A 24302-nucleotide genomic window follows, 5' to 3' on the forward strand; every position below is an offset into this window, starting at 1 on the left:
GCGGGGTATTGAACCCATTTTTAAGGAAAGCCCATGAAAGTTATCGAAGGTGTTGTTGCTACTCCAAATGCCCGTGTGGCGATCGCAATTGCACGTTTTAACAATTTCATCAACGACAGCCTGCTGGAAGGTGCCATCGACGCGCTGAAACGCATTGGTCAGGTTGCTGACGACAACATCACCGTTGTCTGGGTCCCGGGCGCTTACGAGCTGCCGCTGACGGCGAGCGTATTGGCCAAAACCGGCAAATACGACGCGGTTATCGCGCTGGGCACCGTTATCCGTGGGGGCACCGCGCACTTCGAATATGTAGCGGGCGAAGCCAGCTCCGGCATCGGCAACGTTGCGATGAATGCCGAAATCCCGGTTGCCTTTGGCGTGCTGACCACCGAAAGCATCGAACAGGCGATCGAACGCGCCGGCACCAAAGCGGGCAACAAGGGCGCTGAAGCCGCGCTGACCGCACTTGAAATGATTAATGTTATCAAAGCTATTAAAGCCTGAATTTAGTTAAGGGGAATTCCGTGAAACCTGCTGCTCGTCGCCGCGCTCGTGAGTGCGCTGTTCAAGCGCTTTACTCTTGGCAGTTGTCTAAAAACGACCTTGCCGATGTTGAACACCAGTTCCTGACGGAGCAGGATGTCAAAGATGTTGACGTCGCCTATTTTCGCGAGTTGCTGTCCGGCGCGGCAGTGAATGCAGGTATGCTGGACGAACTGATGGCGCCTTACCTGTCGCGTCAGCTCGAAGAGCTGGGCCAGGTGGAGCGCGCGGTGCTGCGCGTCGCGCTGTTTGAACTGAAAATGCGCGAGGATGTCCCTTATAAGGTGGCGATTAACGAAGCGATCGAGCTGGCGAAAACCTTCGGCGCGGAAGACAGCCACAAGTTTGTGAACGGGGTGCTGGATAAAGTGGCGCCAACCCTTCGCAAGAAAAAGTAAAACATTAAGGCCGGCATTCCCGGCCTTAATTTCTTCTAGTGGAATATCGATATGGCATGCGGCGAATTTGACCTCATTGCCCGCTATTTTGACCGGTTTAAGCGCGTGCGCCGGGATGTACAGTTGGGCATTGGAGATGACTGCGCACTGCTGGCAGTGCCGGAAAAACAGCTGGTGGCCGTCAGTACCGATACGCTGGTGGCGGGCATTCACTTCCTGCCGGACATCGATCCGGCCGATCTCGGTTACAAGGCGCTGGCGGTCAATCTGAGCGATCTGGCGGCGATGGGCGCCGATCCTGCGTGGCTCTCGCTGGCCCTGACCCTGCCGGAGGTGAACGAGCCGTGGCTGAAGGCCTTCAGCGACAGCCTATTCGATCAGCTCAACTATTACGGCATGCAGCTGATTGGCGGCGATACCACGCGCGGCCCGCTGAGCATGACGTTGACCATTCAGGGGCTGATCCCGGCCGGCCGGGCGCTGACCCGCAGCGGCGCGCGCATCGGCGACTGGATCTATGTGACCGGCACGCTGGGCGACAGCGCCGCCGGTCTGGCGATCCTGCAGGATCGCCTGGCGGTGACGGATGCGGCGGCGCGCGATTATCTGGTCGCGCGTCATCTGCGACCGCAGCCGCGGGTGTTGCAGGGGCAGGCGCTGCGCGATCTGGCCAGCTCGGCGATCGACATCTCCGATGGCCTGATTTCCGATCTGAAGCATATCCTGAAGGCCAGCGACTGTGGCGCACGCATCGTACTGGACGAGCTGCCGATGTCGCAGGCGCTGAGCAGCCACGCCGATGCCGAGCAGGCGCTGCGTTGGGCGCTGGCGGGCGGCGAAGATTACGAGCTGTGCTTCACCGTGCCGGAGATCAACCGCGGCGCGCTGGAAGTGGCGCTGAGCCACCTTGGAGCCGACTACACCTGTATCGGCCAAATTGGCCCGCTGTCTGAAGGTATTCGCTATTATCGCGACGATGAGGCGGTAGAGCTGGACTGGGCCGGCTTCGATCATTTCAACGCGGAGCCGGGCACCGATGGATGAAGCCAAGCGCCGGCTGCGGATGAGCAATCCGTGGCACCTGCTGGCCACCGGTTTTGGCAGCGGTTTGTCGCCGGTGATGCCGGGCACCATGGGATCGCTGGCGGCGATCCCGTTCTGGCTGCTGCTGATCCAACTGCCGTGGCAGCTTTACTCGCTGGCGGTGATGTTCAGCATTTGCATCGGCGTCTATATTTGCCATCGCACGGCAAAAGACATGAAGGTGCACGATCACGGCAGCATCGTCTGGGACGAGTTCGTCGGCATGTGGATCACGCTGATGGCGTTGCCGGTCAACGATTGGCGCTGGGTCGCCGCCGGTTTCGTCATCTTCCGCATTCTGGATATGTGGAAGCCGTGGCCGATCCGCTGGTTCGACCGCAACGTGCATGGCGGCATGGGTATTATGGTCGACGATATTATCGCCGGCGTGCTGTCCGCCGGCATCATCTACCTGATTGGGCACCACTGGCCGATCGGGCTGTTCTGACAGACGGGCGCGCTGTTTCGCGCCCGCTTCTCTTTATTCAAACCCTGTCACCCGATGCGGCACGTAAGCCGTCTCCAGTTCCGCCACCTCTTGTGGCGACAAACTCAAATCGACTGCGGCGATGGCGTCGTCCAGCTGTTCGCTGCGCGAAGCGCCGACGATCGGCGCGCTGACTGCCGGCTTGTTCAGCAGCCAGGCCAGCGCGATCTGCGCGCGTGGCACGCCGCGTTCGTCGGCGAGGCTGGCGACGCGCTCGGCGATAATGGCGTCAATGCCTTCGGTTTCCTCGTACAGGCTCTTGCCGAACTGGTCGGAAACCAGCCGCGCGGTGGTTTCGCCCCAGGGGCGGGTCAGGCGGCCGCGCGCCAGCGGGCTCCACGGCAGCACGGCGATGCCTTCGGCGGCGCACAGCGGGTGCATCTCGCGCTCTTCTTCGCGCTGGATCAGGTTGTATTGATCCTGCATGCTGACGAAGCGCGTCCAGCCGTGCAGATCGGCGGTATACAGCGCTTTGGCGAACTGCCAGGCGTACATCGAGGAGGCGCCGATGTATCGCGCCTTACCGGCTTTCACCACGTCGTGCAGCGCTTCCAGCGTCTCTTCCAGCGGCGTTTCGTAATCCCAGCGATGGATTTGCAGCAAATCGACATAGTCGGTGCCCAGACGCCGCAGGCTGTCGTCGATGGATTGCATGATCTTGGCGCGCGACAAACCGCGCTCCAGGTTGCTCAGCGGGAAATACACCTTGGTGGCGATCACCACCTCCTCGCGGCGCGCATAGTCGCGCAGTGCCCGGCCGAGGATCTCCTCGCTGCTGCCGTCGGAATAGCTGTTGGCGGTGTCGAAAAAGTTGATGCCGGCTTCCAGCGCCTGTTTCAGCAGCGGACGGCTACTCTCTTCAGGCAGCGTCCAGGCGTGATTGCCGCGGTTCGGTTCGCCGTAGGTCATGCAACCCAGGCAGATGCGCGAGACGTTCAGATCGGTGTTGCCCAGTTTCAGGTACTTCATGCTTGCCTCCCATTCACAGCTCAGACAGTAACTGTAGCGCGGATCCCGAAGGGCGGAAACGAAAACGCCCCCGAGAGCGGAGGCGTTTTTTCAGGCGCGGGGGCTGATTACTGCGCCAGCCAGGTTTCGATTTGGCGCTGAATGCCGGCGGCGTCCAGCCCCAGATCGGCGCGCAGCTCTTCCTGGCTGCCCTGCGAGACGAAGCTGTCCGGCAGGCCGAGGTTCAGCACCGGCACCGGGCGGCGTTTGGCCATCAGCAGTTCGTTAACGCCGCTACCGGCGCCGCCCATGATCGCGTTCTCTTCCAGCGTGACCAGCGTTTCATGGCTGGCGGCCAGTTCGAGCACCAACTGCTCGTCCAGCGGTTTGACGAAGCGCATGTCGACCAGCGTGGCGTTGAGCGCCTCCGCCGCTTGCGCGGCCTCCGGCAGCAGGGTGCCGAAGTTGAGAATGGCGATCTTTTCCCCCTGACGGCGCACCACGCCTTTGCCGATCGGCAGCAGGCTGAGCGGCTCCAGCGCAGCGCCGGTGCCGGTGCCGCGCGGATAGCGCACGGCGCTCGGGCCATCGTTATAGTGATAGCCGGTATACAGCATCTGCCGGCATTCGTTCTCGTCGCTTGGCGTCATGATCACCATGGTCGGGATGCAGCGCATGAACGACAGATCGAACGCCCCCTGATGGGTCTGGCCGTCGGCGCCGACGATGCCGCCGCGATCGATGGCGAACATCACCGGCAGGTTTTGGATCGCCACATCATGGATCAGCTGATCGTAGGCGCGTTGCAGGAAGGTGGAATAGATCGCCACCACCGGCTTGTAGCCGCCGATCGCCAGCCCGGCGGCGAAAGTGACCGCGTGCTGCTCGGCGATCGCCACGTCGAAATATTGCTGCGGGTAGTCGCGAGAGAACTGCACCATGCCGGAGCCTTCGCGCATCGCCGGCGTGATCGCCATCAGCGAGCTGTCTTTGGCGGCGGTTTCACACAGCCAGTCGCCGAAGATTTTCGAATAGGTCGGCAGACCTCCGGCGCTTTTCGGCAGCGTGCCGCTGGCGGGATCGAACTTCGGCACCGCGTGGAAGCTGATCGGATCCTTCTCCGCCGGCGCGTAACCACGGCCTTTCTTGGTCATGATGTGCAACAGCTGTGGGCCTTTCAGATCGCGCATGTTTTTCAACGTGGCGACCAGGCCCTGTACGTCGTGCCCGTCTACCGGGCCGATGTAGTTGAAGCCCAGCTCTTCGAACAGCGTACCCGGCACCACCATGCCTTTCAGGTGCTCTTCGGTGCGTTTCACCAGCTCCTTGATCGGCGGCACGCCGGCCAGCACTTTCTTGCCGCCTTCGCGCAGGGTGGAGTAAAGCTTACCGGACAGCAGCTGCGCCAGATGATTGTTCAGCGCGCCGACGTTTTCCGAGATCGACATCTCGTTGTCGTTCAGCACCACCAGCATGTCCGGGTTGATGTCGCCGGCGTGGTTCATCGCTTCGAACGCCATGCCGGCGGTGATGGCGCCGTCGCCGATCACACACACCGTGCGGCGGCCTTTGCCTTCACGCTCTGCCGCCACCGCCATGCCGAGGCCGGCGCTGATCGAGGTCGATGAGTGGCCGACCGACAGCACGTCGTATTCGCTTTCGGCGCGCCACGGGAAGGGGTGCAAGCCGTTCTTTTGCCGAATGGTGGCGATGCGGTCGCGACGGCCGGTCAGAATTTTGTGCGGGTAGGCCTGGTGGCCGACGTCCCACACCAGATGATCGAACGGCGTGTTGTAGACGAAATGCAACGCCACCGTCAGTTCGACGGTACCCAGCCCGGAGGCAAAGTGGCCGCTGGAACGACTGACGCTGTTCAGCAGGTATTGCCGCAGCTCATCGCACAGCTTCGGCAAGCTCTCTTTGGGCAGCGAGCGGAGTTCCTCGGGGTTTTCCGCTAGCGCCAGGGTTGGGTATTTGGCTATATCAAGACTCATTCGATACTCATATCAGAGGAGTTAACGTCACACGTTAATTGTCGCGTTCAATAATGAAGCTGGCTAACGCTCGCAATGGCGCTGTGTTATAAGATTGCGCTGCCAAAGTGTCCAATGCAGCTAATGCTTCCTGATAGAGATCCCACGCTTTTGCTTTCGCGCTGTCAAGCCCGAGTAACGCCGGGTAGGTACTCTTTCCGTGTTGTTGGTCCGCTCCCTGGCGCTTGCCGATTTTCTCAGTCTCGCCGACAACGTCCAAAATGTCATCCTGAACCTGGAACGCCAGACCAACCGCGGCGGCATAACGATCCAGCTGCGGCAGCGCCGCTCGCCCGGCTTCGCCGGCGCTCAGCGCGCCCAAGCGCACCGCCGCGCGGATCAGCGCGCCGGTTTTGTGGCGGTGGATCTGCTCTAGCGCCTGCAGATCGACGCGCTTGCCTTCGGCTTCCAGATCCAGTGATTGGCCGCCGCACATGCCGGCTACGCCGCTGGCGGTCGCCAGTTCGGAGACCATCGCCAGCCGATCGCGCAACGCCACGTCAGGCATTTCGGCATCGGCCAGGATCGAAAACGCCAGCGTTTGCAGCGCATCGCCGGCCAGGATCGCGTTGGCTTCGCCGAATTTAATGTGGCAGGTCGGCTGGCCGCGGCGCAGATCGTCGTCGTCCATCGCCGGCAGATCGTCGTGGATCAGCGAGTAGGCGTGTATGCATTCCACCGCTGCCGCCGGCGCGTCCAGGTTGGTCAGCGACACGCCGAACATCTGGCCGGTGGTGTAGACCAGGAACGGCCGTAGGCGCTTGCCGCCCAGCAAGGCGCCATGACGCATCGCCGCCACCATGTTGCCGTCGTTGAACGGCAGCGGGGCGATGAAGTCCAACAGCGCGCGATCGGCACGCTGGCGGAAAATCTGCATTTGATCGGCAAAAGCGGCCGATGGGGCGATCTCAGACATGTCGGTTACTCGGTATCCGGTGTGAAAGGCGTCAGCGCCGCATCGTCGGCGCTGTCGTTAAGGAGTATCTGCACACGCTGTTCCGCCTGTTGCAGTTTCTGCTGGCCTTGACGCGCCAGCTGTACGCCACGTTCGAACTCGTTCAGCGCGTCTTCCAGCGGCAATTCGCCTGACTCCAGACGCGTCACGATGCTTTCCAGCTCGCCGAGGGCGCTTTCAAAGCTGGCAGTTTGCTCTGTACTGGCTGATTGTGCTGGTTTTTTCGGCATAATTTTCTTTTTACGTCATCATGTGAACCGTGGCGCCAGAGCCTATCCTAGCGGATCTTGATTAGCAAATCATGGCGCTCATGTGTGGTTTTGTGCGCAGAGCACGGCGATATGGTGATATACTCCGCGCCGTAATTCTTATCTGACAACAAAGACCGCCATGAAGTTTATCATTAAATTGTTCCCGGAAATCACCATCAAGAGCCAATCTGTGCGCTTGCGCTTTATCAAGATTCTCTCGACCAATATTCGCAACGTCCTGAAGCAGTATGATGAAACGCTGGCGGTCGTCCGTCACTGGGATCATATCGAAGTTCGCGCCAAAGATGAAAACCAGCGGCCGATCATCGCCGACGCCCTGACGCGCATTCCCGGCATCCACCATATTTTGGAAGTGGAAGACCGCGCTTATACCGACATCCACCACATCTTCGAGCAGACGCTGGAAGCCTACCGCGCCCAGTTGGAAGGCAAAACCTTCTGCGTGCGCGTCAAGCGCCGCGGCAAGCAGGCGTTCAATTCGCAGGACGTGGAGCGCTACGTCGGCGGCGGCCTGAACCAGCATATCGAGAGCGCGCGCGTTAACCTTAGCCGCCCGCAGGTCACGGTAAACCTGGAGATTGAAGACGACAAGCTGATGCTGGTCAAACGCCGCCTCGAAGGCATCGGTGGTTACCCGGTCGGCACCCAGGAAGACGTACTGTCGTTGATTTCCGGCGGTTTCGACTCGGGCGTCTCCAGCTATATGTTGATGCGTCGCGGTTGCCGCGTGCACTTCTGCTTCTTCAACCTGGGCGGCGCTGCGCACGAGATCGGCGTGAAGCAGGTGGCACATTATCTCTGGAATCGCTTCGCCAGTTCGCACAAGGTGCGCTTCGTCGCTATCGACTTCGAGCCGGTGGTGGGCGAGATCCTGGAGAAGGTCGACGACGGCCAGATGGGCGTGGTCCTCAAGCGCATGATGGTGCGCGCCGCTTCGCAAGTAGCCGAACGCTACGGCGTGCAGGCGTTGGTGACCGGTGAGGCGCTGGGGCAGGTCTCCAGCCAGACGCTGACCAACCTGCGCTTGATCGACAATGCGTCCGATACCTTGATCCTGCGTCCGCTGATCTCGCACGATAAAGAGCACATCATCAAGCTGGCGCGCGAAATCGGCACTGAAGACTTCGCCAAAACCATGCCGGAATATTGCGGTGTGATTTCGAAGAGCCCGACGGTAAAAGCCGTCAAGGCCAAGATCGAAGAGGAAGAGAGCCACTTCGATTTCAGCATTCTTGACCGCGTGGTGAGCGAGGCGAAGAACGTTGATATCCGCTCTATCGCCGAACAGACGCAGGAACAGGTGACCGAGGTGGAAACCGTCGCGGCCTTTGGCGCCGACGAGGTGATCCTGGATATCCGGTCCAACGACGAGCAGGAAGAGAAACCGCTGCAGCTGGAACAGGTTGAAGTGAAAGCGCTGCCGTTCTACAAGCTGAGCACCCAGTTTGGTAATCTGGACCAGAGCAAAACCTACCTGCTGTACTGCGAGCGCGGCGTGATGAGCCGCCTGCAGGCGCTGTACCTGTTGGAGCAGGGCTTCAACAACGTGAAGGTTTATCGCCCGTAACGCACGGAGCGGCATCAACGAGAAGGGCTGAACCGATGTTCAGCCCTTTTTTATCGGCAAGCCGCTCAGTCGCGGAAGTCGTACATCCCCGGGATCAGCACCAGCTGCGCGGCGATCTCCGCCGCCTTGGCTTTACCAAGCAGCAGGTCTATCAGCTTCAGCGCGAACTCCATCGCGGTGCCCGGCCCCTGGCTGGTGAGCAGGTTGACGCGGGCATCGTACACCACGCGGCGCTCCATCCATTTATCCGCCGGTATCTGGTCTTTCAGGCCCGGGAAGCCGGTCATGTTGCCGATCGGGAACAGATCGTGGTGTTGCAGCACCAGCGCCGGCGCCGCGCAGATGGCGGCGACGATGTTGCCCTGCAGATGCATTTGCCGCACCTTCTCCACCAGCAGCGGGCTGTCGCGGAAGCATTCCGCGCCTTTCAGGCCGCCGGGCAGCACGATGGCGTCGAACGGCTCATCGACGATCGCCACCAGCGGCGCGTCGGCCAGCAGCTTGACGCCGCGCGAACAGACGATAGTCAGCTCGCCGTCGCCGGCAACGCTGGCGATAGTGACTTTTACGCCCGCCCGCACCAGCAGGTCGATGGTGGTGACGGCTTCGGTTTCTTCGCTACCAGGTGCCAGGCAGACCAGCGCCGATACGCTCATATTCATTTTCCTTTCGTTTAATCAATTCAAACAGCCGCGCATTCTCCGGCAGCGTGAGGCCGTGGCTGCGCGCGCGGCGCAGCAGGTAACCGGTGATGTAGTCGATCTCGGTGTGCCGCTGGCTGCGGATGTCCTGCAGCATCGACGAAATGTTGTCGGCGGTGCTGTGGATCACGTCCATCACGTATTGCATCAGGCCTTCACAGGAGGTGTGGTAGCCCTCCATCGCCATCACGCTGGCGACTTCACGGCACAGCGTTTCGATCTGTTCCGGGTAACGCTGCAGGTCGCCGTTGCGGCAGCCGTACAGCGCCGTCAGCGGGTTGATCACGCAGTTGACCGCCAGCTTGCGCCAGTTGGCCGAGGCAATATTGTTGTGCCAGGCGACGTCAGGCAGTGCCTGATGCAGCATTTCCGCCAGGTGGCTGAGGTGTTGGGCGGCCGGCGAGGTTGGGCCGATGTGGGTGATGCCGGTGGCGACGTGGATAATGGTGCTGCCTTCGTGGCGCGCAGCGTGGGTGGTGGTGCCCTGCAGGATGGGCTGGCCGTTCGGCGGCAGCTCTTCCTGGGTGCCCATGCCGTTGTGCAGCAGCAAAATAGCGCACTGGGGGTTCAGCTTCGGCAGCAGCGCGCTGACCGCGCTGGACACCTGCCAGGCTTTTAGCGTCACCAGCAGCAGCTCGCTTTGCGCAAGATGCTCCGGATCGTTGGTGGGCAAATTGCGATTGAACGAGACGCCTTCCGGCTCTATCACGTTCACTGCGCAAAAAGGCTGTGGCACTCTTAGCCATCCCTGTACATCGTGGCCCTGCTGATACAGCCGGGAGAGCCACAGTTGTCCGAGCGCGCCGCAACCAAGAATGGTTATTTTCATTCAGTCTCCTTGGAAACACGGGAATACCGCTCAATTACCGTGAATTAACTATAGGCTTTATGGCAGCCCGAAGCGCTATCCCTGCGTGCGTTCAGCAGATTTTGTCTGAGGCGGCAAAGCGGTTATCATGCTCGGCATCAAAATCGCCTAAGCTATTAGGCACTCATTCAGGAGGAAGAAGTATGCCATCTTTCGACATCGTTTCCGAAATTGATATGCAGGAAGTGCGTAACGCCGTTGAGAACGCTACCCGCGATCTCGGTACCCGCTGGGATTTTCGCAACGTGCCGGCCAGCTTTGAGCTAAACGAGAAAGACCAAAGCATCAAGGTTGCCACCGAGTCTGATTTCCAGGTGCAACAGCTGCTCGACATTCTGCGCGAAAAGCTGAGCAAGCGCAGCATCGACGGCGCTGCGCTGGAGATCCCGGAAGAGTTTACCCACAGCGGCAAAACCTACAGCGTGGAAGCCAAGCTGAAGCAGGGGATTGAAACCTCTGTGGCGAAGAAAATCGTCAAGCTGATCAAAGACAGCAAGCTGAAGGTGCAGGCGCAGATCCAGGGTGAAGAAGTACGGGTGACCGGCAAGTCACGCGACGATTTGCAGAGCGTGATGGCGCTGGTGCGCGGCGGCGATCTGGGGCAGCCGTTCCAGTTCAAGAACTTCCGCGATTAATCTCTACGGGGCCGGCATTGCCGGCCCTAATTCTTTACAGCGAATTGACCAGCGCTTCCAGCTGACCGCGATTGGTCTGCTTAGTATCCACCTTGACGTAGGCGCTGCGCTCTTCCGGCACGACGATCGCCTCGGCCACACCGGGCTGCGCCTTCAGGCGGCTTTCCAGCGCCGAATCCTTCACCGCCAGTTCCGACAGCGTAATGCGCAGGCTGCTGACATACGGCGGCTCTTTCATGGTGCTGCTGACCAGGAACCAGACGGCGGCCAGCACGGCGCCGGCGATAAACACCAAGCCCGCCCCCTGCAAACCGTACAGCCAGCCTCCGAGGCTGCCGCCGATCGCCACGCCGATAAACTGGCTGGTGGAGTAGACCCCCATCGCGGTGCCCTTGTAGCCGGCCGGTGATTCTTTGCTGATCAGTGAAGGCAGAATGGCTTCCATCACGTTGAAGGCCATGAAGAACAGCTGCACGCCGGCGATGATGCCCCATAGATGAGCGCCGGAGAGCCACAGCAGCATTTCGGCGCAAAACAGCACCGCCACGCAGCCCATAAACACCTGCTTCATGCGGCGATATTTTTCGGCATAGATGATGAACGGCACCACGGCGGCGAACGACACCAGCATGGTCACCAGGTAGACGATCCAGTGTTCGCTGGCCGCCAGCCCGGCTTTCTCCATCGCTAGCGGCAGCGCCACGAAGCTCGACATCAGCAGGATATGCAGGCACATGATGCCGAAGTTGAGCTTCAGCAGGCGCGAGTTGCTCAGCACTTTGCGGAAGCTGCCGCGCACGATGCTGGACTCGCGGTTCAGCAGATGGGTATCGGCGGAAGGTACTACTGCCAGAGTGATGACGATGCCGGCCAGCGCCAGCACGGCGATCATCCAGAACAACGCATGCAGGCCCAAGGCATGGGTGATGATGGGGCCCAGAACCATGGCGATGGCGAAGGTGATACCGAAGCTGACGCCGATGAACGCCATCGCTTTGGTGCGGTTCTGCTCGCGGGTCAGATCGGAGAGCAGCGCCATTACCGCGGCGGCGATGGCGCCGGAGCCTTGCAACGCGCGGCCGAGGATCACGCCCCAGATAGAGTCAGTGACGGCGGCGATCACGCTGCCGAGGGCAAAGATCAGTAGGCCGCCGACGATCAGCGGCTTGCGGCCTATGCGGTCGGACACCAGGCCGAACGGGATCTGAAATACCGCCTGTGCCAGGCCGTAAATGCCGATGGCGATGCCGATCAGCGCTTCGCTGGCGCCGTTGAGCGCCATGCCGTAGGTGGTCAGCACCGGCAGTACCATAAACATGCCGAGCATGCGCAGGGAGAATACGGTGCCCAATCCCCAGGTGGCGCGGCGCTCCTGCGGGGTCATTGAATTATCGTTCACATCAAACCTCGGTAAAAACCATGCCATCAGACGTTGCGACAGCGCCTGATGGCATGATTTCTGTAAAGCTGCGTCATTTTAGTGTGCAGGGCAGGGGGGGTAAATCGAATGTTGTTTAACAGATATTACAGTTTGGCCGCTTTTCGGCGTGACAAATAAAATGGGCCGCAAAAGCGGCCCATTCACAGATGATTTGGCTTACCAAACGTAGGTCACCAGCGCTTCAGGCGCCGCCGTGGCGCTGAAGTCGATCGACATCATCACGCTCAGCGAGGTGATGGCGACGATGGAGAACACGAACAGTTTACGCGCCCAGACGCTGTCGTTTTCGGTCTTGTAACCGCGCAGCGCCATGCCCAGCCACCATACGCTCACCGCCGCAGCAACGATCAGGTACTTGTAGCCGGCATAACCAACCAGGGTCAGCATCAGCGTGGCGATCATAAATGCCAGGATGTAGACCGTGATGTGGTTCTTGGCGACGGAAATGCCTTTCACCACCGGCAGCACCGGAATGTTGGCCGCCTGGTAATCTTTAAAGCGGAAGATAGCGATCGCATAAGAATGCGGCATCTGCCACAGGCTAAAGATAGCCAGCAGGATCAACGCGCCGGCGTCGAACTCGTTGGTCACCGCGCAGTAGCCGATAACCGGCGGCGCGGCGCCCGACAGGCTGCCGATCAGCGTGCCGTAGACCGAGTGGCGTTTCATGTACAGGCTGTAAACGCCGACATAAACCACGAAGCCCATCACCGCCAGCCACATGGCCAGCGGGTTGGCTGCGATATACAGCAACGCAAAGCCCACAATACCCAAAGCGGTCGCATAAACCAGGGTGACACTCGGCGCGATCAGGCCTTTTACCAGCACCCGATTCTTCGTTCTCTCCATTTTCTTGTCGATGTCGCGGTCGATGTAGTTGTTAAACACACAGCCCGACGCGACCACCAACGAGACACCCACCAGGGTGGCGAGAAACAGGGGATAGTCGATGCTCCCTTTGGAAGCGAGCAGGAATCCCCCGACGACAGAAATTAAATTGCCGAAAATAATTCCTGGTTTAGTGACTTGCAGGTATTGCTTAATCATCACGTGCAGCTCAGCTCTTAATCGACCATCATATTGATGTTGAGGTTGTACATAATCCAGAGTGAACCTACAACAACGATACCGATGATCATAGCGGTGAACAGCAATGCCACCAGGTTCCAGCGCTCTTCCGATGAGGTGTTCATGTGCAGGAAGTAAACCAGGTGAACAATCACCTGGATAACCGCCATACCGACAACAACCGCCAGGATGGTGGAATGAGAGGCGGAGCCGTTCATTACCATCGCAAATGGAATTACCGTCAGGATGATCGACAGGATAAAGCCGATCAGGTATGACTTCACGCTGCCGTGGCTTGCGCCGCCGTGAGAGGTTTCATGGGATGAATGGCTCATTACATAACCCCCAGCAGGTAGACAACGGTAAATACGCAGATCCAGACCACGTCCAGGAAGTGCCAGAACAGGCTCAGGCACATCAGGCGGGTTTTGTTGGTCGCGGTCAGGCCGAACTTGCTCACCTGAATCATCAGCACGATGATCCAAATCAGGCCAGAAGTCACGTGCAGACCGTGGGTGCCGACCAGCGCGAAGAAGCTGGACAGGAACGCGCTGCGATCCGGACCGAAGCCTTCGGCGATCAGGTGATGGAATTCATAGATTTCCATCGCCACGAAGCCCAGACCAAACAGGAAGGTCAGGAACAACCAGGTGTTTACACCGCCAACTTTACCTTTGTTCATGGCGATCATCGCCATGCCGTAGGTGATGGAGCTGAACAACAGCAGGAAAGTTTCGACCAGGACAAACTTCAGGTCGAAGATGTCTTTGCCTGAGGGACCGCCAGCGGTCCCGTTCACCAGGACTGCATAAGTCGCGAACAAGCTCGCAAACAAAATACAGTCGCTCATCAGGTAGATCCAGAATCCGAAGACTTTGGTCTCTCCTGCGTCGTGGTGCCCATGCTCTGCATGGGCTGCGTTATGATTGGTCAGAGTTTCAGTTGACATGGTTCACGCCTGCTTTACGGATTTGTTCGTAGTGTTGGTTCTCAATGCGCTCGATTTCATCAACCTGCACATAGTAGTCAACATCGTGATCGAAGCTCTTGCCGATCCAGACAACGATCATACCGATGAAGCCGGCCAGAGCCATCCACCAGATTTCCCAAATCATTGCGAAACCGAATACCAGGCTGAAGAAGGCGATGATAACGCCGGCGCCGGTGTTCTTAGGCATATGAATCGGTTCGTATTTAGCCGGTTTCTTATACGCTTCGCCTTTTTCTTTCATGTCCCAGAACTCATCACGGTCATGGATCTGTGGCACTACGGCAAAGTTATAGAACGGCGGTGGAGACGAGGTTGACCACTCCAGAGTACGAGCACCCCATGGGTCACCGGTCAGATCGCGGTTCTGTTCGCGGTCACGGATACTGACGAAGATCTGGGTCAGCTGGCACAGGATGCCGCAGGCGATCAGCGCCGCACCGCCGGCTGCAACCAGCAGCAGAGGGTGGAACTCAGGGTTGATGTTCTGGCTGATACGACGGGTCATGCCCATAAAGCCCAATGCGTACAGCGGCATGAAGGCGGTGAAGAAGCCGATGATCCAGAACCAGAACGCGCGGATGCCCCATTTTTCGTTCAGCGTGAAGCCGAAGGATTTCGGGAACCAGTAGGTCAGGCCCGCGAAGCAACCGAACACCACGCCGCCGATGATGACGTTGTGGAAGTGAGCGATCAGGAACAGGCTGTTGTGCAGCACGAAGTTCGCGCCCGGTACCGCCAGCAGAACGCCGGTCATACCACCCACGGAGAAGGTGATGATGAAGCCAACGGTCCACAGCATCGCGGAGTTGAGCTTGATACGGCCCTGATACATGGTGAACAGCCAGTTGAAGATTTTCACCCCGGTCGGGATGGAAATGATCATGGTGGCGATACCGAAGAAGGCGTTAACGTTCGCGCCGGACCCCATGGTGAAGAAGTGGTGCAGCCAGACGATGAACGACAGAACGGTAATCGCGATGGTTGCCCATACCAGTGAGGTATAGCCGAACAGGCGTTTTCTGGAGAAGGTTGCGGTGACTTCGGAGAACACGCCGAACACCGGCAGAACCAGGATATACACCTCTGGGTGACCCCAGGCCCAAATCAGGTTGATGTACATCATCATGTTGCCGCCCATATCATTGGTGAAGAAATGGGTGCCCAGATAGCGATCCAGGGTCAGCAGCGCGATGGTGACGGTCAGAATTGGGAAAGAAACGATGATCAGGACGTTAGTACACAGTGCCGCCCAGGTGAACACCGGCATCTTCATCAGAGGCATGCCAGGGGCGCGCATCTTCAGAATGGTGGCGAAGAAGTTCACGCCGGTCAGCAGGGTACCCAGACCGGAAATCTGCAGACTCCAGATCCAGTAATCGACCCCGACGCCAGGACTGTACTCTTTACCCGACAGCGGCGGATACGCCAGCCAACCGGTCTGAGCGAACTCACCGACCCCCAGGGAGATGTTGATCAGCACAACGCCCACCACGAAGAACCAGAAGCTCAGGGAGTTCAGGAACGGGAAGGCAACGTCGCGCGCACCGATTTGCAGCGGTACCACGACGTTCATCAGGCCGACTACGAAAGGCATCGCCATGAAGAAGATCATGATAACGCCGTGCGCGGTGAAGATCTGGTCGTAGTGGTGCGGCGGCAGGAACCCGGCTTCGCCGGCGGACGCCAACGCCTGCTGGCTACGCATCATGATGGCGTCGGCGAAGCCGCGCAGCAGCATGACCATCGCCACGACGATGTACATGATACCAATTTTTTTATGGTCGACCGAAGTCAGCCATTCGCTCCACAGCCACTTCCATTTGCCGAAATAGGTCAGCAGCGCCAGCACTGCCAGGCCCCCGACAATAATTGCGGCTACGGTGACCATGATGATCGGTTCGTGGTACGGAACCGCATCAAGTGTTAATTTTCCCAACATCAGTTATTCCTCGGCTCCGGCGTGAGCAGCATGTTCACCCATGTCCATACCTTGGCTCATGTCCATGCCTTCGTGCGCGCCAGCGCCCTTGTGCATATCCATGTCGCCCATGAATTTGGCAATTGTTTCTTTGAACAAATTCGGTTTGACAGCGGCAAAGTACTCAACCGGGTTGTTTTCACTCGGCTCTGCCAGTTTGTTAAAGTCGTCGGTGGTGTTCAGGTTTTTAGACGATGCCTTCACCTTGGCCACCCACTGATCGAAGTCGCCTTCGGTCGGGGTAACGATCGCGGTGAATTTCATACCGGAGAAGCCTGCGCCGCTGTAGCTGCTGGAGATGCCCTTGTAGGCACCGGCTTCGTTGCCGATCAGGTGCAGTTTGGTCTGCATGCCGGCCATCGCATAAATCTGTCCACCCAACTGCGGGATAAAGAACGAGTTCATTACCGAGTTAGAGGTGATCTTGAATTCGACTGGAACATCTTTCGGGAAAGCCAGCTCATTAACCGTCGCAATGCCTTGTTCCGGGTAGATGAACAGCCATTTCCAGTCGAGCGACACCACTTCGATCGTCATCGGCTTCTTGTCGGTGACAATCGGCTTGAACGGGTCGAGTTCGTGGGTAGTCTTCCAGGTAATGGTGCCAAGGATGGCGATGATAATGATAGGAATGGTCCAGACGACCGCTTCGATCTTGTTGGAGTGGGCCCAGTTCGGACTGTACTTGGCGTCTTTGTTGGAAGCGCGATACTTCCAGGCAAAGGCGAACGCCATGAAGATAACTGGCACCACCACGATCAACATCAACGCGATTGCAGTGATAATCAGTGTCCGTTGCTCAACACCAATTGCTCCTTTGGGATTCATCAAAACCATATCGCAACCACTGAGCAATACAGTGGCTGCGATTAATGACAGCATCCCAATACTTTTATTGTATTTCTTAAGTCTCATCTAACGACCTCAATAACAAAGGCTCAATTGTCGTTTCATGTGTGCGGGCATTTTACGGGAAGGTTGCAGTACTGTAAACATGCTTAAGGGAGTGTCAGCGGCTTGTTGACACTTTCTGTTAAGGGGGTCACAGATGTAACCCTGCGTGACAATTTACTAATGACAACAACGCGTTGGCACGCTGAATCGTGACGAGCAGCCCGTATGTTAAGGAAAACTAAAGGTATGATGAATTTGGCGAAGAAATGCGCGGCGGGGAAATACGCAGAAAAGGTTTATTTAATGTAAAATAATTGTGTCTTAAAGGTGAATTTAATTTTATTTCCGAGCGCCGCAGTCGGATAAAAAAATAATTTCCGCGCCGATTATCTTTTTTTAGCGAAATAAATATACCCTCGGATCGCTTTTTTTTCGGCCGGCGAAATCGCCGGCCGGTCAGGTTATGCCAAACGGGTGCGGCGCAACGCCAAGTAATCCAGCGTGCTGCCCATTGCGACGCCGAGCAGGCTCAGCGCGGCGCCGACCTGCAGCAGCCGATCGGCCAACAGCGGTGCCTGTGCCCAGTCCAGCGCATTGGCGATCAGCAACAGCAACCACAGACCCAGCAACGAACAGCCTAGCGTCAGCAAGCGCAGAGCCCAACGGTAAGATTCTGAAAACTCGGTGCGCGGCATAAAGTCGCCATGCTGCTGGGTGTGTTCCAGCGTCTGGCGGCAGATGCCGAGCAACAGCAAGCCCGGCAGGGCGGCGGCGATCGAGAACAGATAGAACAGCGGCCAACCATGGGCTTCGACGAACCAGCCGGCGATCGGGCCGACATAGACGCGTCCTACGGCGGACAACGCCGACAGCAGCGCGAACTGAGTGGCGGAGAACGAGCGGTTGCACAGCGTCATCAGCAGTGCCACGAAGGCCGCGGTGCCCATACCGCCACACAGGTTTTCGAGGAAGATGGCGCTGCCCATGGTGAGCAGACTCTTGTCGGTCACCGCCAGGATCCAATACCCGAGGTTGGAGACTGCCTGCAGGACGCCGAACAGCATGAGCGCACGGAACAGGCTGAGACGCTGCATCAGCACACCGCCGAACAGGGCGCCGACGATGGTAGCGAACAGGCCGAGGGTTTTGTTCACCAGCCCGACTTCACCGGCGTCGAACCCCACGCCGCGGATCAGGAACGTGGTGCTCAGGCTGCCGGCGAAGGCGTCGCCCATTTTGTACATCACGATCAGCAGCAGGATCAGCCAGGCGTTGTTGCGGCCGAAGAAATCGCGCAGCGGCGCGACGACCGCCTGTTCCATAGTGCGCGGCGCCGGGATGCTTTCGTCCGGCTCCGGCGCCAGCAGCGTGGCCGCCACGCCGATCAGCATCAACCCGGCCATCAGCCAGTAGGTGGCTTGCCAGCCGAAATAGCGATCCGCCAGCCACAGCGCCAGGCCGCCGGAAACCAGCATCGCCAGCCGATAACCCAGTACCGATATCGCCGCACCCGTGCCGCGCTCTTCGGCTTTCAGCAGGTCGGTTTTATAAGCGTCGAACACGATATCTTGCGAGGCGGAGCAGAACGCCACCAGCACCGCCAACGCCGCCAACCACCACAGGTGCTGCGCGGGCTGCATGAAGCCCATCGCCACGATCGCGACCACCAGCAGCAGCTGGCTGATCAGCAACCAACCGCGTCGTCGCCCGAGGAACGGCGGGGTATAGCGGTCCATGAACGGCGACCAGAGGAATTTGAAGACATAGGCCTGGCCCACCAGCGAGAAGATGCCGATGGTTTTCAGATCGATATTTTCGACGGTCATCCAGGCTTGCAGCGTGCCGGAGGTCAATGCCAGCGGCAGACCCGACGCGAAGCCCAGCAGCAGCAGAATGGCGGAGTTACGCTGGGTGAAGATGTTCAGATAGTGTTTCGACATGAGTTCCCTGTCTGTGCCGCCCGATCCGCCGGGCGGCGCAAGGTGCGGTGATTAGCGCGCGTTTTGCTTGATGAAATCGTTGACGCTGGTGTCCTGTGCCATGTCGGCGATCACGTCGCCCAGCACGGAGTTGACGGCGTCGGTGATCTTCTCGTTGGTCGCCGTGAAGGCGCCCTGCACGTTATAGGTCGAGCGGTAATTCTTCACCTGCTTGTTGCCGTTCTTCGCCTGGGCGATGATCGAGATGTCGGCTTTGGTGGTGATGTTGTAGCGCAGGTTGCCTTCGGAGACGTCCGCGTACAGGTTATTGACGACAATCTGCAGCGCCACCGGGCCGTCGGCGCCGATCATGTAGCCGCGTGCGCCCATCTGTTTCTCCAGCACTTCCTGCAGCAGGAAACGCAGATCGCGCGATGGCGTCAGCGTGACCAGCTGGCCGTCGCGGTTTACCTTGGCCAGCGCCTGGTCGGTACGCTGATCCGCACCGTTGATGCTGACGGTGATGCCCTGCAGGGTAGGATCCTGCTGCGGCAGAACGATTTTCGGCGTGACGTTCAGGGTGTTGCTGCTGGTTGCGCAGCCGGCCAGCAGCAGGGCGGCCAGCAAAGGAAGACAAAGTTTCTTTAACATGTTTTCTGTCTCATTCTCGATGGATTTAGCAATAATCAGAGTGGGATAGCCGACAACAAATTGCCGACATCATAGCATCGCCGCCGTGCGGTGGAAGCGCGGAAGGCGCCAGAGTGACAAATTTTTACCTGCCGTTGATAAAAACACGCTTTTTTGTCCCGCTCAATCGGATAATCCCCCAAGCGACGGGGATAGCGCTCATCATTTGACCGCAGAAAAGAGAAATTTGTCCCTGCGATGGTCTAAACGGGGGAAAACCGGCTAATATTGAACTAGATGGGCACGGTCCTCTGCCGGTGTTGTAAGGAGATCCTATGATTCGCGAGCAAATAGAAGCAAAGTTAAGGGCGGCGTTTGAGCCCGCGTATCTGGAAGTCGTTGATGAAAGCTATCGTCATAACGTTCCGGCGGGTTCAGAAAGCCATTTCAAAGTGGTATTGGTCAGCGATCGCTTCGTCGGCGAACGTTTTTTGACGCGTCACCGCTCCATCTACGGGGTATTGTCGGAAGAGTTGGCCGATGGCGTACACGCGCTGGCGCTGCACACCTATACGCTCAAGGAGTGGGAAGGGTTGCAGGATACCGTGCCGGCCTCGCCGCCGTGCCGCGGCGCTGGGACGCTGGCCTGAGGGGGAAATTTTCAGGTATCAGTGGAACTTTGCCCTTGAATTAGGGTATTACTACTGACGAATTTTGAAACGGCCTGCGGGCCGTTTCTGTTTTTGACGACGACACGGCCGACGCGCAATGTGGCCAACGTTCGGTCTGTTTTGGCGGCCTTTTGGCGATCGAATCGGCAAAAGTGTGAGTTTTAGCGCGCCTGCGCCGCCTAGCTTTCCTCGACTCGCCACGCATGCGCCGCTATAATGTCGCGTCTTATTTTTCCGGAATGGTTTCGGGACGCTTCTGTCATCAGGGAACTCGGTTCTTATCTGTAGCCGTCCTGGTTCTTGGAACGGAGTTGACCGAGCACTGTGATTTTTTTGAGGTAACAAGATGCAAGTTTCAGTAGAAACCACTCAAGGCCTTGGGCGCCGTCTCTCTATTACTGTACCGGCTGATACTATCAAGCAGGCGGTGAAGAAAGAGCTGATCAACGCAGCGAAAAGCGTGCGTATCGACGGCTTCCGCAAAGGCAAAGTGCCGATGAACATCGTGGAACAGCGTTACGGCGCTTCTGTTCGTCAGGACGTGCTGGGCGAAGCGATGCAGCGTAGCTTCGTTGATGCGATCATCAAAGAAAAGATTAATCCGGCCGGCGCACCAAACTACGTGCCGGGCGAGTACAAAGAAGGTGAAGACTTCACTTTCGCCGTTGAATTCGAAGTGTATCCAGAAGTTGAGCTGAAAGGCCTGGAAAACATCGAAGTTGAAAAACCTGTGGTCGAAGTGAACGACGAAGACGTCGACGCGATGCTGGACACCCTGCGCAAGCAGCAGGCGACCTGGAAAGAAACCGATCGCGCAGCGGAAGCTGAAGATCGCGTGACCGTTGACTTCACCGGTTCTATCGACGGTGAAGAGTTCGAAGGCGGCAAAGCGTCTGACTTCGTGCTGGCAATGGGCCAGGGCCGCATGATCCCAGGCTTCGAAGAAGGTCTGGTCGGTCACAAGGCGGGCGAAGAGTTCTCCATCGACGTGAACTTCCCGGAAGATTACCACGCGGAAAACCTGAAGGGCAAAGCGGCCAAATTCGCTATCGTGCTGAAGAAAGTTGAAGAGCGCGAACTGCCGGAACTGACCGAAGAGTTCATCAAACGTTTCGGCGTGGCGGACGGTTCCGTTGCCGGTCTGCGCACCGAAGTTCGCAAGAACATGGAGCGCGAGCTGAAAGGCGCCGTGCGTAACCGCATCAAGTCTCAGGCGATCGATGGCCTGGTGAGCGCGAACGAAATTGACGTGCCTGCTGCCCTGATCGACGGCGAAATCGACGTACTGCGTCGTCAGGCTGCACAGCGTTTCGGCGGCAACGAGAAGCAAGCGCTGGAACTGCCACGCGAGCTGTTCGAAGAGCAAGCGAAACGCCGCGTAGTGGTTGGCCTGCTGCTGGGCGAAGTGATCAGCACCAACGATCTGAAAGCTGACGAAGACCGCGTGAAGACGCTGATCGAAGAAATGGCTTCTGCCTACGAAGATCCAAGCGAAGTCATCGAGTTCTACAGCAAAAACAAAGAGCTGATGAACAACATGCGCAACGTGGCTCTGGAAGAGCAAGCGGTTGAAGCCCTGCTGGCAAAAGCGAAAGTGACAGAAAAAGCCACTACCTTCAGCGAGCTGATGAACCAGACTCAACAGGCGTAATGCCGGCGTGCCGGGCGCAATGAACGGCGCCCCCGGTTTCGCCTGGCGAACCGGCGCACGATGAAAAAGCCCGCAACCTCAGGTTGCGGGCTTTTCTTTTTGCCACGTTGCTGATTAATCTCAGGTTAAACGGGGCAATATGCACTATATTTACCCTGTTGCCTGGGGAACTGGCTGGCATGATAACGGTCAGATTAACGGCATCGTTTTCGGCGCGCGGAGAAAATCGGCCTCTGGGCTTGAAATCGCGCCGGGCTCCCCCAATCTGTAAAGAATAATTCTGGGGCTGTTTGCCAAAGTGCGCGGGATGAAATAACCGTCGGGTACGTGTGGCGCGGGTCGAATGCTTGAGCATAGTCATCATGGCCGTTCTCAAGTAGAATCGGCGTATTAGGGTGACACCCTGGCCGCCAAGGCAATTTCTATTAGGAGACGGTAATGTCATACAGTGGCGAACGAGATCAATTTGCACCGAACATGGCGCTGGTGCCGATGGTGGTAGAGCAAACTTCACGCGGGGAGCGTTCTTACGACATCTATTCCCGCCTGCTGAAAGAGCGCATCATTTTCCTGACCGGCCAGGTGGAAGATCACATGGCCAACCTGATCGTGGCGCAAATGCTGTTCCTCGAAGCGGAAAGCCCGGAAAAAGACATTTACCTCTACATCAACTCGCCGGGTGGGGTAATTACCGCGGGCATGTCGATTTACGACACCATGAAGTTCATCAAGCCGGACGTCAGCACCATCTGTATGGGCCAGGCGTGCTCGATGGGCTCCTTCCTGCTGACCGCCGGCGCCAAAGGCAAGCGTTTCTGCCTGCCGAACTCGCGCGTGATGATTCACCAGCCGCTGGGCGGCTACCAGGGCCAGGCGACGGACATCGAAATCCACGCGCGTGAAATCCTCAAGGTGAAAGCGCGCATGAACGAACTGATGGCCGAGCATACTGGCCAGCCGCTGGAGCAGATCGAACGCGACACCGAGCGCGATCGCTTTATGACCGCGGAAGAAGCCGTGGAATACGGCCTGGTTGACGGCATTCTGACACACCGCAGCTAGAACCACGCGGCGCCGATGGACTATAGTAATCAGAGTGGGCAGGGGCTCGCTCTCTTGTAGCCCCTCGGCGTTCCCGATATGAGTTTGGGCGCACTGCCGCCGTGATTTTCCTGCGGGACAAGACTAAAGAAGAGGTTTGACTGATGACAGATAAGCGCAAAGACGGTTCAGGAAAGCTGCTGTACTGCTCTTTTTGCGGCAAAAGCCAGCATGAAGTGCGTAAGCTGATTGCCGGGCCGTCAGTGTATATCTGCGATGAATGTGTCGATCTGTGTAACGACATTATTCGCGAAGAGATTAAAGAAGTTGCCCCGCATCGTGAGCGCAGTGCGCTGCCGACGCCGCACGAGATCCGCCACCACCTGGATGACTACGTCATCGGCCAGGAGCAGGCGAAGAAAGTGCTGGCGGTTGCGGTGTACAACCACTACAAACGCCTGCGCAACGGCGATACCAGCAACGGTATCGAGTTGGGCAAGAGCAACATCTTGCTGATCGGCCCGACCGGCAGCGGTAAAACCCTGCTGGCGGAAACGCTGGCGCGTTTCCTGGACGTGCCGTTCACCATGGCCGACGCCACCACGCTGACCGAAGCTGGTTACGTGGGCGAGGACGTGGAAAATATTATCCAGAAGCTGTTGCAAAAATGTGACTATGACGTGCAAAAAGCGCAGCGCGGCATCGTTTATATCGATGAAATCGATAAGATTTCCCGCAAGTCCGACAACCCGTCGATCACGCGTGACGTCTCGGGTGAAGGCGTGCAGCAGGCGCTGCTGAAGCTGATTGAAGGCACCATCGCCGCGGTTCCGCCGCAGGGCGGGCGCAAGCATCCGCAGCAGGAGTTCCTGCAGGTCGATACCTCCAAGATCCTGTTTATCTGCGGCGGCGCATTCGCCGGCCTGGATAAGGTGATCGGTCAGCGCGTCAACACCGGCTCCGGCATCGGCTTCGGCGCGACCGTCAAGGGCGAGTCCGAGAAGGCGACCGAAGGCGAACTGCTGCTGCAGGCCGAACCGGAAGATCTGATCAAATTCGGGCTGATCCCTGAGTTCATCGGCCGTTTGCCAGTCGTGGCGACCCTGAGCGAACTGAGCGAAGACGCGCTGATTCAGATCCTGAAAGAGCCGAAGAACGCCCTGACCAAGCAGTATCAGGCGCTGTTCAACCTGGAAGGCGTGGAGCTGGAGTTCCGTGACGAAGCGCTGAACGCCATTGCCAAGAAAGCCATGGCGCGCAAAACCGGCGCCCGCGGCCTGCGTTCCATCGTGGAAGGTGCGCTGCTCGACACCATGTACGATCTGCCGTCGATGGACAGCGTAGACAAAGTGGTGATCGACGAGTCGGTGATCGCCGGCCAATCCAAGCCGCTGCTGATTTACGGCAAGCCGGAAGCCCAGGCATCTGGCGAATAATTAGCCAGTCAAACCAGAGCGTTATCAGCAAAATGGGGGATTTCATCCCCCATTTCTTTTTCCTGCATTCTTGCCGTTGAATGTAAGAGATT

General features: G+C 58.2%; 24 protein-coding genes. 10 read left to right on the top strand and 14 right to left on the bottom strand.

Annotation, left to right across the window (positions count from 1 at the left end):
• The first annotated feature begins 33 nt into the window (after window positions 1-33).
• Genes ribH through pgpA form a run of 4 tightly spaced genes read left to right on the top strand, consistent with a single transcriptional unit; the run spans window position 34 to window position 2472 of the window.
• On the top strand, window positions 34-504 hold the full coding sequence (gene ribH / locus FOT55_RS15300; protein WP_004940385.1) for a 6,7-dimethyl-8-ribityllumazine synthase: 471 nt from the start codon (window positions 34-36) through the stop codon (window positions 502-504).
• Window positions 505-524: 20 nt separating this feature from the next.
• Window positions 525-941, top strand: coding sequence for a transcription antitermination factor NusB (nusB, locus tag FOT55_RS15305; RefSeq protein WP_004940384.1), 417 nt, complete (start codon window positions 525-527; stop codon window positions 939-941).
• 51 nt (window positions 942-992) lie between these two features.
• On the top strand, window positions 993-1985 hold the full coding sequence (gene thiL, locus FOT55_RS15310; protein ID WP_043135634.1) for a thiamine-phosphate kinase: 993 nt from the start codon (window positions 993-995) through the stop codon (window positions 1983-1985).
• Entirely contained in the window at window positions 1978-2472 is a 495-nt protein-coding gene (gene pgpA, locus FOT55_RS15315; RefSeq protein WP_004940382.1) for a phosphatidylglycerophosphatase A, read from the top strand. The genes thiL and pgpA overlap by 8 nt, the downstream gene beginning before the upstream one ends.
• A 33-nt stretch (window positions 2473-2505) precedes the next feature.
• On the opposite strand, the gene FOT55_RS15320 is transcribed toward pgpA, so the two are convergent.
• From FOT55_RS15320 to xseB, 4 genes are all read right to left on the bottom strand, one after another.
• Window positions 2506-3480 (bottom strand): aldo/keto reductase, encoded by a 975-nt coding sequence (locus FOT55_RS15320; protein WP_147823674.1) that lies wholly within the window; start codon window positions 3478-3480, stop codon window positions 2506-2508.
• Window positions 3481-3587: 107 nt separating this feature from the next.
• Window positions 3588-5453, bottom strand: a complete 1866-nt coding sequence (gene dxs, locus FOT55_RS15325) for a 1-deoxy-D-xylulose-5-phosphate synthase (protein ID WP_025301753.1) — start codon at window positions 5451-5453, stop codon at window positions 3588-3590.
• 34 nt (window positions 5454-5487) lie between these two features.
• The gene (gene ispA / locus FOT55_RS15330; protein ID WP_060432551.1) at window positions 5488-6408 is read right to left on the bottom strand and encodes a (2E,6E)-farnesyl diphosphate synthase; all 921 of its coding nucleotides are present in this window, start codon (window positions 6406-6408) and stop codon (window positions 5488-5490) included.
• 5 nt (window positions 6409-6413) lie between these two features.
• Complete coding sequence (gene xseB, locus FOT55_RS15335) at window positions 6414-6677, bottom strand: exodeoxyribonuclease VII small subunit (RefSeq protein WP_025301755.1); 264 nt, start codon at window positions 6675-6677, stop codon at window positions 6414-6416.
• Between the two features lie 160 nt (window positions 6678-6837).
• Between xseB and thiI the strand changes: the two genes are divergently transcribed.
• Entirely contained in the window at window positions 6838-8286 is a 1449-nt protein-coding gene (thiI, locus tag FOT55_RS15340; protein ID WP_043135640.1) for a tRNA uracil 4-sulfurtransferase ThiI, read from the top strand.
• Between the two features lie 65 nt (window positions 8287-8351).
• Here the strand turns inward: thiI and yajL are convergent, their stop codons facing one another.
• Complete coding sequence (gene yajL / locus FOT55_RS15345; RefSeq protein ID WP_147823675.1) at window positions 8352-8942, bottom strand: protein deglycase YajL; 591 nt, start codon at window positions 8940-8942, stop codon at window positions 8352-8354.
• Window positions 8905-9816 (bottom strand): 2-dehydropantoate 2-reductase, encoded by a 912-nt coding sequence (gene panE, locus FOT55_RS15350; RefSeq protein ID WP_147823676.1) that lies wholly within the window; start codon window positions 9814-9816, stop codon window positions 8905-8907. The genes yajL and panE overlap by 38 nt, the downstream gene beginning before the upstream one ends.
• Before the next feature lie 182 nt (window positions 9817-9998).
• Here panE and FOT55_RS15355 point away from each other — a divergent pair, with 182 nt between their 5' ends.
• A complete protein-coding gene (locus FOT55_RS15355) occupies window positions 9999-10490 on the top strand; it encodes a YajQ family cyclic di-GMP-binding protein (protein ID WP_025301759.1) in 492 nt (163 codons plus the stop codon).
• Between the two features lie 34 nt (window positions 10491-10524).
• Here FOT55_RS15355 and FOT55_RS15360 read toward each other — a convergent pair whose 3' ends face one another.
• The 8 genes from FOT55_RS15360 to FOT55_RS15395 all read right to left on the bottom strand — a co-directional run bounded on the left by FOT55_RS15360 (window position 10525) and on the right by FOT55_RS15395 (window position 19432).
• Window positions 10525-11889, bottom strand: coding sequence for an MFS transporter (locus FOT55_RS15360; protein ID WP_187181950.1), 1365 nt, complete (start codon window positions 11887-11889; stop codon window positions 10525-10527).
• Window positions 11890-12087: 198 nt separating this feature from the next.
• The gene (cyoE, locus tag FOT55_RS15365; protein ID WP_025301761.1) at window positions 12088-12978 is read right to left on the bottom strand and encodes a heme o synthase; all 891 of its coding nucleotides are present in this window, start codon (window positions 12976-12978) and stop codon (window positions 12088-12090) included.
• A gap of 17 nt (window positions 12979-12995) precedes the next feature.
• The gene (locus FOT55_RS15370; RefSeq protein WP_016928864.1) at window positions 12996-13334 is read right to left on the bottom strand and encodes a cytochrome o ubiquinol oxidase subunit IV; all 339 of its coding nucleotides are present in this window, start codon (window positions 13332-13334) and stop codon (window positions 12996-12998) included.
• Window positions 13334-13948: a cytochrome o ubiquinol oxidase subunit III gene (locus FOT55_RS15375; RefSeq protein ID WP_004940367.1), complete on the bottom strand. Its 615-nt coding sequence runs from the start codon at window positions 13946-13948 to the stop codon at window positions 13334-13336. The genes FOT55_RS15370 and FOT55_RS15375 overlap by 1 nt, the downstream gene beginning before the upstream one ends.
• Window positions 13938-15929 (bottom strand): cytochrome o ubiquinol oxidase subunit I, encoded by a 1992-nt coding sequence (gene cyoB, locus FOT55_RS15380; RefSeq protein ID WP_025301762.1) that lies wholly within the window; start codon window positions 15927-15929, stop codon window positions 13938-13940. The genes FOT55_RS15375 and cyoB overlap by 11 nt, the downstream gene beginning before the upstream one ends.
• A 3-nt stretch (window positions 15930-15932) precedes the next feature.
• Window positions 15933-16883, bottom strand: a complete 951-nt coding sequence (cyoA, locus tag FOT55_RS15385; protein WP_025301763.1) for a cytochrome o ubiquinol oxidase subunit II — start codon at window positions 16881-16883, stop codon at window positions 15933-15935.
• A gap of 440 nt (window positions 16884-17323) precedes the next feature.
• Complete coding sequence (ampG, locus tag FOT55_RS15390; protein ID WP_025301764.1) at window positions 17324-18802, bottom strand: muropeptide MFS transporter AmpG; 1479 nt, start codon at window positions 18800-18802, stop codon at window positions 17324-17326.
• 51 nt (window positions 18803-18853) lie between these two features.
• Entirely contained in the window at window positions 18854-19432 is a 579-nt protein-coding gene (locus tag FOT55_RS15395) for a lipoprotein (RefSeq protein WP_033634001.1), read from the bottom strand.
• A 314-nt stretch (window positions 19433-19746) separates the two neighbouring features.
• Here FOT55_RS15395 and bolA point away from each other — a divergent pair, with 314 nt between their 5' ends.
• From bolA to clpX, 4 genes are all read left to right on the top strand, one after another.
• The gene (bolA, locus tag FOT55_RS15400; RefSeq protein WP_004940361.1) at window positions 19747-20061 is read left to right on the top strand and encodes a transcriptional regulator BolA; all 315 of its coding nucleotides are present in this window, start codon (window positions 19747-19749) and stop codon (window positions 20059-20061) included.
• A 367-nt stretch (window positions 20062-20428) separates the two neighbouring features.
• Complete coding sequence (gene tig, locus FOT55_RS15405) at window positions 20429-21733, top strand: trigger factor (RefSeq protein ID WP_004940358.1); 1305 nt, start codon at window positions 20429-20431, stop codon at window positions 21731-21733.
• A gap of 438 nt (window positions 21734-22171) precedes the next feature.
• Window positions 22172-22795 carry an ATP-dependent Clp endopeptidase proteolytic subunit ClpP gene (clpP, locus tag FOT55_RS15410; RefSeq protein WP_004940356.1) on the top strand — a complete coding sequence of 208 codons (624 nt, stop codon included), beginning with the start codon at window positions 22172-22174 and terminating at the stop codon, window positions 22793-22795.
• Window positions 22796-22938: 143 nt separating this feature from the next.
• Window positions 22939-24210, top strand: coding sequence for an ATP-dependent protease ATP-binding subunit ClpX (clpX, locus tag FOT55_RS15415; protein WP_004940354.1), 1272 nt, complete (start codon window positions 22939-22941; stop codon window positions 24208-24210).
• Window positions 24211-24302 lie beyond the last annotated feature (92 nt).

This window comes from Serratia bockelmannii (genome assembly GCF_008011855.1).
GTDB classification, from domain to species: Bacteria; Pseudomonadota; Gammaproteobacteria; order Enterobacterales; family Enterobacteriaceae; genus Serratia; species Serratia bockelmannii.